General features: G+C 75.3%; 8 protein-coding genes. 1 reads left to right on the forward strand and 7 read right to left on the reverse strand.

Features of this window, described 5'->3' with window-relative positions; all coding sequences use genetic code 11:
• Positions 1 to 67: 67 nt before the first annotated feature.
• From nudC to ACFWIC_RS24280, 5 genes are all read right to left on the reverse strand, one after another.
• Positions 68 to 1,009, reverse strand: a complete 942-nt coding sequence (gene nudC, locus ACFWIC_RS24260) for an NAD(+) diphosphatase (RefSeq protein ID WP_380355880.1) — start codon at positions 1,007 to 1,009, stop codon at positions 68 to 70.
• Positions 1,010 to 1,052: 43 nt separating this feature from the next.
• Positions 1,053 to 2,465, reverse strand: a complete 1,413-nt coding sequence (locus ACFWIC_RS24265; RefSeq protein ID WP_329949239.1) for a dipeptidase — start codon at positions 2,463 to 2,465, stop codon at positions 1,053 to 1,055.
• A gap of 137 nt (positions 2,466 to 2,602) precedes the next feature.
• Positions 2,603 to 5,485, reverse strand: coding sequence for an FtsX-like permease family protein (locus ACFWIC_RS24270; RefSeq protein WP_380520008.1), 2,883 nt, complete (start codon positions 5,483 to 5,485; stop codon positions 2,603 to 2,605).
• Positions 5,482 to 6,255, reverse strand: coding sequence for an ABC transporter ATP-binding protein (locus ACFWIC_RS24275; RefSeq protein ID WP_329883154.1), 774 nt, complete (start codon positions 6,253 to 6,255; stop codon positions 5,482 to 5,484). The genes ACFWIC_RS24270 and ACFWIC_RS24275 overlap by 4 nt, the downstream gene beginning before the upstream one ends.
• Positions 6,256 to 6,364: 109 nt before the next feature.
• The gene (locus tag ACFWIC_RS24280; protein WP_380355888.1) at positions 6,365 to 7,027 is read right to left on the reverse strand and encodes a PadR family transcriptional regulator; all 663 of its coding nucleotides are present in this window, start codon (positions 7,025 to 7,027) and stop codon (positions 6,365 to 6,367) included.
• 145 nt (positions 7,028 to 7,172) lie between these two features.
• On the opposite strand from ACFWIC_RS24280, the gene ACFWIC_RS24285 reads away from it, so the two are divergent.
• Complete coding sequence (locus ACFWIC_RS24285) at positions 7,173 to 8,144, forward strand: endonuclease/exonuclease/phosphatase family protein (protein WP_329883156.1); 972 nt, start codon at positions 7,173 to 7,175, stop codon at positions 8,142 to 8,144.
• Here ACFWIC_RS24285 and ACFWIC_RS24290 read toward each other — a convergent pair.
• Entirely contained in the window at positions 8,136 to 9,392 is a 1,257-nt protein-coding gene (locus ACFWIC_RS24290; protein ID WP_329883157.1) for a PP2C family protein-serine/threonine phosphatase, read from the reverse strand. The genes ACFWIC_RS24285 and ACFWIC_RS24290 overlap by 9 nt on opposite strands.
• 192 nt (positions 9,393 to 9,584) lie before the next feature.
• Positions 9,585 to 12,830: an ATP-dependent DNA helicase gene (locus ACFWIC_RS24295; RefSeq protein WP_329949236.1), complete on the reverse strand. Its 3,246-nt coding sequence runs from the start codon at positions 12,828 to 12,830 to the stop codon at positions 9,585 to 9,587.
• Between the last annotated feature and the right edge of the window lie 111 nt (positions 12,831 to 12,941).

The following is a 12,941-nucleotide window of genomic DNA, read 5'->3' on the forward strand; positions in this document are numbered from 1 at the left end:
GTTACGCCCGAGCCCGTGCCGCCCGGCCCGTCGGCCTTCGAGCCCGTCGCCACCGGCCCCCCGGTGACTACCAGCGGGCCGCCGACGGCAACGGCTCCCCGTACCAGAGCTCGACCAGGTGCCGGGCGATCGAGATCCCCGACGGCGGCAGGATCTCCCCCGCCGCCATCCCGGCCCGCAGCTCCTCCCGGGAGAACCAGCGCGCCTCGGCCAGTTCCTCGCCGTCCACGGTGATCGTGGTGCCCGCCGGGTCCGCCTTGCCCATGAAGCCGAGCATCAGGCTGGACGGGAACGGCCACGGCTGGCTGGCCACGTAGGAGACGGCGGAGACCCGGACCCCGGCCTCCTCGTACACCTCGCGGACGACCGCCTGCTCGATCGACTCCCCCGGCTCGACGAAGCCGGCCAGCGTCGACCAGCGTCCCTCGGGCCAGAGCGCCTGGCGGCCGAGCAGGCAGCGGTCCTCGTCGTCGGTGATCATCATGATCACCGCCGGGTCGGTGCGCGGGTAGTGCTCGGCCGCGCAGGACGTGCACCGCCGCACGTGACCGGCCCCGGCCTTCTCGGTCGGGTGGCCGCAGCGCGAGCAGAAGCTGTGCAGCCGGTGCCAGTGCTCCAGCGCGACGGCGTGCACCAGCAGCCCGGCGTCCCGGCCGGAGAGCAGGGCGCCGACCTCGCGCAGCCCGGCCGGGCGGGCGTCGCCGTCCAGCCGGCCCGGCAGGCTCTCGCCCGCCAGCGCGAAGTAGGAGACGCCGTCCTCGTCGGTGCCGAGGAAGTACCGGTCGCCGGTCTGCGGCGCCTCGAAGGAGGGCATCAGGACCAGCTCGGTCCCCTGCCCGGTGTCGACCACGAAGGCCTCGCCGCCGGCGATCGGCAGCACCTTGGTGGTCGGGTGGCTCCAGGCGGCCGCCAGCCAGGGTTCGTCGAACCGGTGCTGGGCCGCCCGGTCCACCCCGGCCCGGGCCAGCGCCAGGTGCAGCGGGTGTTCGGTCTCAGGCACGGTGCTCAACTGTTTCCATCCCCACGTGATGTGTCTTCCGGACGGTTCGGGTTCACTCGCTCGCGCTGCCCGGCCGCCAGTTCTCGGCCAGGTCGGCCCAGAGGTAGGCGGCGGTCTCCACACCCTTGGCCAGCAGGTCCAGCTCGACCTTCTCGTCGACCGAGTGCCAGCCGTCCGAGGGCACCGAGATGCCGAGGAACAGCACCGGCGCGCCGAGCACGTCCTGGAGGTCGGCGGCCGGGCCGGAGCCGCCCTCCCGGGTGAAGAGGATCTTCTGTTCGAAGGCCCGCCCCATCGCCCGGACGGTGGACTGCAGCGCCGGGTGGTCGAGCGGGGTCAGGCAGGGCCGGGTCGCCCCCGGGAAGACCAGCTCGTACCGGATGCCCGCCGGGACCCGGTCGGCCACCCAGGCGCGGACGGCCTCCCGGACCTTCTCCACCTCCTGTCCGGCGACCAGCCGGAAGGAGAGCTTGAGGTGGGCCGAGGAGGGCACGATGGTCTTGCCGCCGGGGCCGGTGTAACCGCCCCAGATGCCGTTGACCTCGGCGGTCGGCCGGGCCCAGATCCGCTCCAGGGTGGAGTAGCCGGCCTCGCCGAGGGTGCCGTACGACTTGGCGACCCTCAGCCACTGCGCCTCGTCGAAGGGCAGCTCGGCGAAGAGCTCGCGCTCGCGCTCGGTCAGTTCGATCACGCCGTCGTAGAAGCCGGGGACGGCGACCCGGCGGTCCGCGTCGTGCAGGCCGGCGGCCAGGTCGGCGGCGACGGCGGCCGGGTTGGGCACGGCGCCGCCGAACGAGCCGGAGTGGATGTCGGTGTCCGGCCCGTACAGGTCGATCTGGGCGTCGGCCAGGCCGCGCATGCCGGTGCAGACGGTCGGCGTGGTCTCGGACCACATCCCGGTGTCCGAGATGATCACCACGTCGGCGGCGAGCCGCGCGGCCTCGCGCCGGACCAGGTCGGCGAAGTGCGGCGAGCCGGACTCCTCCTCGCCCTCGATCAGCAGCTTGAGGTTGACGGCCGGCGCGGTGCGGCCGGTGGCGGCCAGGTGGGCCCGCACCCCCAGGGTGTGGAAGAAGACCTGGCCCTTGTCGTCGGCGGCGCCGCGGGCGAACAGCTGCTTCCCGACCACGGTCGGCTCGAACGGCTCGGTCGCCCAGCCGTCCTCCTTGGCCGCCGGCTGCACGTCGTGGTGCCCGTAGACCAGCACGGTCGGCGCGGACGAGTCCCCGGACGGCCACTCGGCGAAGACCGCCGGCAGGCCGTCCGTCTCCCAGACCTCGGCCACCGGGAAGCCGGTGTCGCGCAGCTTCGCGGCCAGCCACTCGGCGGAGCGGCGCACGTCGTCGGCCCGGCCGGGGTCGGCGGAGACCGAGGGGATGCGGAGCCAGTCGGCGAGGTCCGCGAGGAAGGCGGCCTGGTGCTGGTCGATGAAGGCGCGGACGACGCTGTCCGGAGTTCTCGTCATACGGACGACTTTAGTTCGCCCGTGCGGGTCGGACGGGCCCCGGTCCCGGCCGGTGGACACCGGAAGGCCTGTAACGTCCGTCACCCCCGGCCGCAGGGGGGCGGCGACCGGGGGCGACGGGGGCGGGAGGACGGTGCTCAGCCGGAGCGCCGCAGCAGTGAGATCCGCGAGCGGGTGAGCAGTGCGGCCAGCGCCACCGCGAGCAGCGGCAGCAGGACCACGGTGGCCCCGACGTTGAGCCAGGGGAAGACCACGACGCCCTTGGCGGTCTCCTCCTGGAGGCTCATCCCCGGGTAGGTCTGCGCGGCGGCCTCGACCTTGCGCAGCGCCACGGCGGGCACGACCCCGGCGACGGCACCGAGCAGGGCGCCCATCGCGGCGATGACGCCGCACTGGAAGCCGGAGAGGGTGCGCCGGACCCGGGGCGCGGCGCCGACCGCCGCGAGGGTGGTCAGGTCCCGCTGGGAGTCGGCGGCGGCGAGACCGGTGGCGATGCCCGCGGCGCCGAGGGCGACCAGGCCCGCGAAGGCGGTGAGCCCGAGGGAGATCAGGTCGTTCTCCGACCGGTAGCCGCGCTCGACCTCGAAGTCGGTGCCGTCGGACAGCTTGGCGAGCGCGCCGCGGACCTTCTGCTCCGCCCGGTCGGTCGGCGCGGTCCCGGGCAGCCAGACCGAACCGGAGTCGCTGGTGGTGAGACCGAGGCGGACGGCGGTGTCGGCGCCGAGCACGGCGTCGCCGCCGGCCTGGACCGGCGCTTCGACGTGGACGGCGTCGACGGTGACGGGGTGGACGACCGGCTCCCGGTCGGGGGTGACCGGCTGGTTCGGGTCGTCCGGCTCGGTGAGTTCGAACGTCACCTTCCCGTCCTTGATGTAGCGCTGGTCGAAGACCACGACCTTGCCGGCGGCGAGCGCCTGGGCGCCGGCCGGGTCGGTGGCGCCGTAGAGGTTGCGCAGCAGGTTGCCGTCGCCGGCCTGGACGCTCCCGAAGGAGCTGCCGCGGAAGACGTACGCCGAGCGGCAGCGCGGGTCCTCGCGGAGCAGCCGCTCGGCCTCGCCGTCGATCATGACGGACCGCTTGCCCCAGACCGGGCAGCGCAGTTCCTCGGGCAGGACGATGCCGACGTGGCCGCAGGAGCCGTTGGTGGCCCGGCAGTCGCCCTTGTAGTTGACGCGCCGGACGTCGGCGCGCTCGCCGAGGGCGGGGATGTTGTCCTGCACGGCGCCGCGCAGCTGCGGGAGCATCGAGCCGTCGGAGGCGGCGCCCCAGCCGTTGGTGACGATGACCGCGTTGGCCGGGCCGGCGGCGGTGTACTCGCGCCGGTGCTGCTCGTCGCTGCTGGCGCCGTAGATGCCGACGGCGACGGAGCCCGCGACGGCGGCCATCACGGCGGCGACCGCGGGGGCGGTGCGGCCGCGGTGGCGGACGGAGTCGCGCAGGGCGAGGCGGGGGCCGAGGGGCAGCCAGCGGCCGATCCGGCCGAAGAGGCCGACCAGGTAGGGGGTGAGGGCGACCATGCCGAGTTCGGCGACGGCCGAGCCGCCGAGGACGGCCGTCGAGCGGCTGCCGAAGCCGCCGGTGGCGCCGAGCAGGGCGAGGGCGGAGCCGGCGCCGAGCATCGCCAGGCCGAGCAGGGCGAGCTTGCGGCTCGGCGGCTTGAGGCTGTCGCGGCCGGTGAGCGCGGCCACGACGTCCTGGCGGGAGGCCTGGACGGCGGGGACGACGGCCGCGAGCAGGCCGGTGACCAGGCCGATCAGCAGGATGCCGAACAGGTCGACCGGCTGCAGGTCGAAGTGGCCGAACCGCTCCCCTGCGTAGCTCTCCGCGGAGGTGCGCAGCGCGGCGACCAGGCCGATGCCGGTGACGAGGCCGACGGCCGCGCCGGTGAGGCCGAGGACGACACCGCCGCCGAGGACGACGGCGCGGACGTTGGCGCGGTCACCGCCGCCGGCGGCGAGCAGGCCGAGCTGCCGCCGGGAGCGCCGGGCACCGACGGCGAAGGCGGGGCCCGCGAGGAGCACGATCTCCAGCAGGGCCATGCCGACGACGGTGGCGAGGATGACGACGGAGGTCTTGTCGAGGAACGGGGTCGCGCCGCCGCCCCGGCGGTCCTGGTAGTCGTAGAACGGCACCTCGGAGCGGGCCGGCGGGTCGAGCATGACGGCGCGGGAGCTGACGGTGAATCCGTGCTTGTTGAGCTCCTGGACCTTGGCCCAGTCGACGACGCCGCCGGTGGGGAGCTTGACCAGCCAGCGGTCGTCGGAGCCCGAGGAGGAGCCGCGGCCCCGGTTCGCATCGGCGCCGGGCAGTTTGCCGAGCGGGTCGATCAGGGCGCCGGGCCGGGCGACGACGGCGGCGGTGCGCAGGTCTCCGGGGTACTCGGCGACACCGGTGATGGTGTACGGGGTGGCTTCGAGGCCGCGCGGGGCGGTCCGGTCGCCGATCCGCAGCCCGGAGCGGTCGAGGAAGTCCCGGGTGACGGCGACCTCGTGGTCGGCGCTCGGGGCGCGGCCCCCGACGAGGTCGATCCGTCCGCGCCAGACCGGGTCGGTGAGGTCGGCCTCGACGGTCTTGACGTTGACGAGGCCGTCGCGGGTGCTGCTGGCGGTGTAGGGGCCCTGGCGCACGGGGACGAGGGTGGCGCCGGCCGGCAGGAGCTGCTTGACGAGTTCGCCGGGCTCGGTGGCGAGGCTGCGCTTCTGCTCGGGGGTGTGGACGGGCTGCCCGTTCTCCTTCTTGGCCTCCTCGGCGCTCTCCAGGTGGAAGTCGGACTCCGGGTCCGGCGGCTGGAGCACGATGGAGCCGCGTTCGAGCAGGCGGATCTCGGCGGCGGACCGGCCCATGGTGCGGACGACCTTCTCGCCCGGGTCGAGTTCGGCGCTGCGGAAGACGACGTCGGCGCCGGCCACGCCGAGGACGGGCAGGGCGACCATGGCGACGACGAGGGCGCTGCGGCCCTTGGCGCGCAGGGCGTCACGGCGGGCGATGCGCAGGGCGACCCGCCAGGCGCTGAGCTTCACTGCTCCACCGGGCCCTTCGCGTTGGCGGCGGCGGCGACGAGGAGGCTGCCGGCGTCCTGGCTGACGCTCTCGTCGACCATGCGGCCGTCGCGGAGGAACACGACGCGGTCGGCCCAGGCGGCGTGCCGGGGTTCGTGGGTGACCATCATGGCGGCGGCGCCCTCGTCGCAGCGGGCGCGCAGGACGGCGAGGACCGACTCGCCGGTGGTGGAGTCGAGGGCGCCGGTGGGCTCGTCGGCGAGGACGAGGCGGCGGTCGCCGATGAGGGCGCGGGCGATGGCGACGCGCTGCTGCTGGCCGCCGGACATGTCGTCGGGGAAGCGGTCGGCGAGTTCGGGGATGCCGAGCTCTTCGAGGGCGACGAGGGCCTCGCGGCGGGCGGCGCGGCCGGAGAGGCCGTCGAGTTCACGCGGGAGGGAGATGTTCTCGGCGGCGGTGAGGGCCGGTATCAGGTTGTAGTCCTGGAAGACGTAGCCGACGGATCGGCGGCGGACCTCGGCGAGCCGCTTGCGGTCGAGTCCGCCGAGGGCGACGCCTTCGACGAGGACCTGGCCGTCGGTGGGGGTGTCCAGGCCGCCCGCGAGGGTGAGCAGGGTGGACTTGCCGGACCCGGACGGGCCCATGACGGCGACGAACTCCCCGGGGTGGACCTTGAGGTCGACGCCGCGCAGCGCCCGCACCTCGCCGGCGCCCTGCCCGTGGACGCGGGTGACGTTGTCCAGGTGCAGGACGGGCTTGCGGCCGTCCCTGGTCGGATCGGTGTGGGACACGATTCCCCCTGCTGTGGTGGGGCCCGCCGCATCGTGTGGTGCGGCCGGGCCGGTGGTTCGTCGGTGCGTACGGTGTCGGGGTCCGTACGGGGTGGGCCGCCGGGGCGGCTCAGGCCGTGGTGCGGCGGCGTCCGATCCGGCGGGGCGCGGGCGCCGGCGCGGGGTCGTTCTGCCGGTTCTCGGCGGCGCGGGCCTGTTCGATCTCGGCGCGCTGGGCGAGCCGGGTCTCGCAGTGGTCGAGCCAGCGGACCTCGGCCTCGGTCTGGAAGATGAGCTGTTCGAGGACGAGCAGCCAGGCCAGGTCGGCGCCGGTGCCGTCGTACGTCGCGGCCGTCCCGCCGGTGGCGGTGGGGCGGCTCTCGCCGGCGAGGGCGCGGCCCTTGAGCCGGGTGTAGTCCTGGAGCGCCTTGATGCTGTGCCGGCGCTGGCTCTGGACGACGGCGGGCACGTCGACGCCGGGGACGGTGACGGCCATGGCGAGCTTGATGGCGAGCTCGTCGCGGGGCGGGTTGGTGCGCGGCACCGGGCTGTCGAACCAGGCGTGCAGTTCGGCCCGGCCGGCGTCGGTGACGGCGTAGAACTGGTGCCCTTCGTCGTCCTCGCCGGCGGGGACGACCAGTCCGTCGCGTTCCAGGCGGGCGAGGGTGGTGTAGACCTGGCCGACGTTGAGCGGCCAGGTGGCGCCGGTGCGCGCCTCGAACTCGGTTCTCAGCTGGTAGCCGTAGCGCGGCCCCTGGTCGAGCAGGGCGAGCAGGCCGTGACGGATGGACATACCGAGTATGTATACCGGGTATGCCCGGCAGGTCAAGCCGAGCCCCCCGCGGCCGAGCCGCGCCGGGGCCGTACCGGCCGCTCCCGCGCCCGCCGGGGACCGCGGCCGCGCACCGGCCCCCGGCGAGCGGGTACCGTCGTGCGGTGTGAGCCAGTTGCGCATCGCCACCTTCAATCTGCTGCACGGTCAGCCCCTCGCCCCGGACGGCGCCCCCCGCCCCTACCCGGCCGACCCCGGCGGGCCGCTGGCGGAGGCGGTGGCCGCACTGGACGCCGACGTGCTGGCCCTCCAGGAGGTGGACCGGCACCAGGCCCGGTCCGGCGGCACCGACCAGGCCGCCGTCGCCGCCAAGGCGATGGGCGCGGCCGACTGGCGGTTCGCCGCCGCCCTGCACGGCCGGCCCGCACCGGTGGCCGGCTGGGTGCCCGACCTCTCGGTGCCCGCCGGGATCCAGGTCTACGGGCCGGGCGAGGTCGGCGACGACGCCCCGCCCGCGTACGGCACGGCGCTGCTGACCCGACTGCCGGTGCTGCACTGGCGGGCCCGCCGGTTCGCGCCCGCCCCGTTCGGGCTGCCGCTGCGGGTGGCCGGACGCCGCGGGCTCACCCCCGTCCCCGACGAGCCGCGGGCCGCGCTGGCCGCGGTGCTGGAGGGCGGGAACGGACCGTTCACCGTGGTGGCGGCGCACCTGTCGTTCGTGCCCGGCTGGAACATGGCGCAGCTCGCCGGGATCCGGCGCTGGATCGCCGACCTGCCGCAGCCGTACCTGGTGCTCGGCGACTTCAACCTGATCGGCGCGGTGCCGCGCACCGTCCTGGGCTCGGCGGCGGCGCTGGACCGCACCGCGCCCCGCGCGAAGGTCCGCGAACTGCGGGCGGCCCGGCGGGCCCGGCCGCAGTTCACCGACGCCCGCCGGCGCCGGGTGCGCGAGCCGCGGGCCCGGCTGCAGGGCTGGTACGACCTCGCCCGCACGCCCACCTACCCGTCGCACCGGCCGGCGGTCCAGTTCGACCACGTGCTGGCGATCGGCGTGCCGCGCGCCGCCGTCGGCCCGGCAGCCGCTCCGCTCACCGGGGTCTCGGACCACCGGCCGCTGGTGGTGGAGGCCTCACTCTGACCGACCGCCGGGGGCCGGGGCGGCCGGCCCCGCCACCGCCGGACGGGAGAGCTGGCCGTTCTGGTGCGGGACGTGCGGGACGTTCGCGGCCGGGTCCGGCCGGTCGGCGACCGGCTGCGGGTCGTACTGGAGCAGCAGCATGGCGGCGTCGTCGCCGAGCTGGCGGCCGACGTGGCGGACCACGTCCTCGTGCAGGCGGCGCAGCACGTCGGCCGGGCGTCCGTCGGCGCAGACCGGGAGCCGGTCCGCGAGCGGGTAGAAGACGCCGGCCCGGTCCCGCGCCTCGATGACGCCGTCGGTGAAGAGCAGCACCCGGTCGCCGTGGCGCAGCGGGACGCGGTGCACCGGCGGCCGGACGTCGGCGGGGTCGAGGACGCCGAGCGGGGGCACCGTCTCGGCGAGTTCGAGCGGCCGTACCGGTTCGGTCCCGCGCAGCAGCAGCGGGGCCGGGTGGCCGCAGTTGACGATCTCGGCGGTGCCGTCGGACCGGACGCCGATCAGGACGAGGGTGACGAACTCCTCCTCCACGCCCGGGTGGTCGTTCTCGTGCAGGGCGCGGTCGAGGCTGACGGCGAGCCAGCCGGCCACCCGGTCGAGGGCGGCCTCCTGGTGGGCGGCCTCGCGGAAGGCGCCGAGCACGGCGGCGGCGGTCTCGACGGCGCCGAGCCCCTTGCCGCGGACGTCACCGACCACGGCCCGGACGCCGTGCCGGGTGTTGACGACCTCGTAGAGGTCGCCGCCGATCCTGGCGTGCGCGGCGGCGGCCTCGTAGTGGACGGCCGCCTTGACGGTGCCGACCCGCTCGGGCACGGGCCGGAGCAGGACCCGTCGGGCGATCGAGGCGACCAGCTGGGCGTCGGCGAGGAGCTGTTCCTGGCGCAGCCGCAGGGTGGCGCTGACCCACCCGATCGCGGCGACCAGGACGATCGCGAAGACGGTGGCGCTGTGCACGGACTCGCCGAGCACGTCGTTGTGGAAGGCCATCAGGAAGGCGGCGGCCTCGGTGCAGGCGCCGATGGCCAGCGGGTACCAGGTGCGCCGGCTGACCACGGCGGCCAGGGCGGGGACGGCGGTGAGCGCCGGTTCGACGGTGACGGCGGCGTCGGTGAAGTAGTCGAGGACGACGACCAGCGCCATGCCGATGAACGGCAGCGTGAGCGCCGTCCTCGGCCAGGTGCCGGTCGCGCCGGGTGCGGTTCCCGGGGTCGGCCCGGCGAACCGTTCTCTGATCCATCCGGTCGCGCTCAACTTCGGTCTCTCCAGCAGAAGACGCCGATGCCCGGGGGGCACCTGCGGTGATGACTGAGGGTTAGGGAATGCGGGCGTCGCTGGCGGCCGGAGCACGGGGGTTGACCGGTTACCGACCCCACAATAGGCGCGAAACGTGCACTACGCACAGGTTTCGCCCGATGCCGTGATGACTTGAATGCTCTCCGTGACTCATTCTTCACTGTTCCCGATCAGGAGCCGTTCCAACTCTTTTCGGTCGGGAAGTCCTGCGGGTTGTTCGATCCGGCCACTGCGGACGTACAGGAAGGAGGCCGTGACCTGCTCCAGGGGAACGCCGGCCTGTTCGGCCCAGGCGAGCCGGTAGACGGCGAGTTGGAGCGGATCGGCGGTCTCCTCGCGGTGCGTCTTCCAGTCCACCACTTCGTAGCGTGACGCGCCGCCGAATTCTGACCCGCCGTCACCGTCACGGTAGACCGCGTCGATCCGGCCGCGCACCACCCGGCCCGCCAGCACCAGATGGAACGGCGCCTCGACCCGGTGCGGCTCCCGGTCCGCGTACGGCGTGCGCAGGAACGCCTCCTTGAGCCGCTCCAGGTCCCGTTCGTCCTCGATGCCGTCGTCGTCGGCGCCGGGCAGCGCCTCCGGCCCGATCAGCATCAGCGGCTCGATCCGGGACTGCACCCAGGCGTGGAAGCGGGTGCCGCGGCGGGCGGCGGGCTGCGGCGGGCGCGGCATCGGCCGGGCCAGGTCGTGCGCGAAGCCGTCCGGGTCGGCGGCCAGGCGCAGCAGCTGGGTGGCGGACAGCGAGGCCGGCAGCGGCACCTCCCGCACACCGCGCCGGAAGCGCTCCAACTCTCCCGTCAGCGCCTTCAGATCACGGTCCCAGGAGTCGACCAGGCGGCGGTCCTCGGGGGCCATCGGGCCGGGTTCGGGGGCGGGCTGCCCGGCGAGCCGCCCGAGCACCACCTCGGCGACCCGGCGGCGGGCGTGCTGGGCGGCCGGGTCGAGCGGCAGCGGCCAGGGGCGTTCGACGGGCGAGGCCAGCGCCGGGTTCTCGGCGCCCTTGGCCGGCTGCTCGGCCCAGTGCTCGATCTCGCCGTTGCCGGGCTCCTCGCAGTGGTCGCGCAACTGCTCCAGGAAGGCGGACGGGCCGCGCGGGGTCTTCTGGCTGGGCCCCCACCAGTGGCCGGAGGCGAGCAGCAGGGCTCGCGGCCGGGTGAAGGCCACGTAGCCGAGGCGCAGTTCCTCGGTGCCGGAGTGTTCGGCGAGCGCGGCCTTGAACGCGGTCATCGACTTTCCGGTCCAGCCGTCGCGCACGTCGGGCAGGGTGGCCCCGTCGCCGCGCAGGGCGTGCGGGAGGACGCGCTTGGTGCTGGTCCAGCGCTCGCGCGCGGTGGAGGACGGGAAGGCGCCGCGGACCAGGCCGGGGACGGCGACGACGTCCCACTCCAGCCCCTTCGACTTGTGCGCGGTGAGCACCTTGACGGTGTCCTCGCCGCCGGGGAGGCCGGCGTCGAGGCCGCGGTCGTGCTCCTGGGCGGCGCGCAGGAAGCCGAGGAAGGCGGCCAGGCCCGGGTCGCCGTCGAGGTCGGCGAAGGAGGCGGCGACGTCCAGGAAGGCGTGCAGGGTCTCCCGGCGGCGGGCGGCCAGCGCCTGCGGCGAGGCCGCGAGTTCGACCTCCAGGCCGGTCGCGGCGAGGACCCGGTGCAGCACGTCCATCAGCGGCTCCGCCAGCGAGCGGCGCAGGTCGCGCAGTTCGCGGGCGAGCCGGGCGAAACGCACCCGGGCCTCGGGCGAGAACGGCAGTTCGTCGGGCTGGTCGCGGTCGAGGAAGGTCTCCAGCGCGTCGGCCAGCGAGACCACCTCGGTGGGGTCGGTCTCGGCGACGGCGGCGGCCAGCGGTTCGACGCCGTCGGGCCGGGCGGTGCGGACCAGGTCGGCGGCGCGCCGGCCGAGCAGGGCGAGGTCGCGCGGGCCGATCCGCCAGCGCGGGCCGATCAGCAGCCGGACCAGGGCGGCGTTGGCGGTGGGGTCCTGGAGCACCTCGCAGACCGCGACCAGGTCCGCGACCTCGGGCAGGTGGAGCAGCCCGCCGAGGCCGACCACCTCGACCGGCACGTCGCGGGCGACCAGCGCGGCGTGGATGTCGGGGAAGGCCGCGCCGCCGCGGCAGAGCACCGCGATCCGGCCGGGCGCGGTGCCGGTGCGCACGAGGTGGGCGACCGAGTCGGCCAGCCAGTCGATCTCCTCGGCGTGGGTGGGCAGCAGCGCGGCCCGCACGAAGCCGTCGTGCTCGGCGCCGGGGGCCGGGCGCAGCGCCTCGACGCCCTCGTGCATCGCGCGCAGCGGCGCGGCCAGCCGGTTGGCGAAGGCGAGCAGCCGCCCGCCGCTGCGGCGGTTCTCGCTGAGCGCGTACCGGTCCGCCGGGGCGCCGTCGGCCCGGGGGAAGTGCCGGGGGAACTCGTCGAGGTTGGCGACGGAGGCGCCGCGCCAGCCGTAGATGGCCTGGCAGGGGTCGCCGACGGCGGTGACCGGGTGTCCGGACGGGCCGCCGTCCGGGCCCGCGCCGAAGAGACCGGCGAGCATGAGCCGCTGGGCGACCGAGGTGTCCTGGTACTCGTCGAGCAGGACCACCCGGAACTGGCCGCGCAGCAGGGCGCCGACCTCGGGGCGCTGCTGGGCGAGCCGGGCGGCGGCGGCGATCTGGTCGCCGAAGTCCATCAGCCCGGCGGTGGCCTTGCGGCGCCGGTAGTCCTCGACCAGGCGGAGCAGTTCCAGGCGGGCCCGGGCGGCGGTGGGGACGGCCCGCAGGTCGTCGTTGGTGAGCCTGGCGGTGGCGAGGGTGTCGAGCAGTTCCTCGTCGAAGGCGCGCAGGGTGTCGGGGTCGACGAGGTGCTCGGCGAGCTCGCCGTCCAGCGCGATGAGGTCGGCGACGAGGTTGGCGAAGGTGCCGGTGAGGGCCGGGAAGGGGCCGCGGGCGGTGCGCAGCACCTTGGCGGCGAGCTGGAACCGGGTGGCGTCGGCGAGCAGGCGGACGTCGGGTTCGATGCCGATCCGCAGGCCGTGCTCCTTGAGGAGGCGGCCGGCGAAGGCGTGGTAGGTCGAGATCTCGGGTTCGCCGAGCGGTTCCTCGCCGGGGTCCGGAGCCCGCTCCCACCCGTCGGCCGAGGACACCCCCGGCCCGCCGAGGCGCAGCAGGGCGGTGCGGACGCGTTCGGCGAGCTCACCGGCGGCCTTGTTGGTGAAGGTGAGGCCGAGCACCTCCTCGGGGCGGACGGCGCCGGAGCCGACCAGCCAGACGACGCGGGCGGCCATCACGGTGGTCTTGCCGGAGCCGGCGCCGGCGACGATGACGGCCGGCTGGAGGGGGGCGCCGATGGCCGCCATCTGTTCCCGGTTGAAGGGGATGCCCAGCAGCTCCTTGAGCTGGTCGGGGTGGCTGAGCACGGCGGTCACCTCGTAACGGTAACGGGGGGTACGGACAGGTCGGGCCGTGCGGGAGGGCCGCTGTGGCGACCCTCACTGCCGCACCGGGCCCCGCCCGCCCTTCGTCGCACGGGCCGGGGA

This window comes from Kitasatospora sp. NPDC127035 (assembly GCF_042726075.1).
Classification (GTDB): domain Bacteria; phylum Actinomycetota; class Actinomycetes; order Streptomycetales; family Streptomycetaceae; genus Kitasatospora.

What these genes read in the sequence shown, in the direction of transcription:
- ACFWIC_RS24265 (WP_329949239.1), bottom strand. Translation starts at nt 2,465, where the DNA reads ATGACGAGAACTCCGGACAGCGTCGTCCGCGCCTTCATCGACCAGCAC.
- ACFWIC_RS24280 (WP_380355888.1), bottom strand. Translation starts at nt 7,027, where the DNA reads ATGTCCATCCGTCACGGCCTGCTCGCCCTGCTCGACCAGGGGCCGCGC.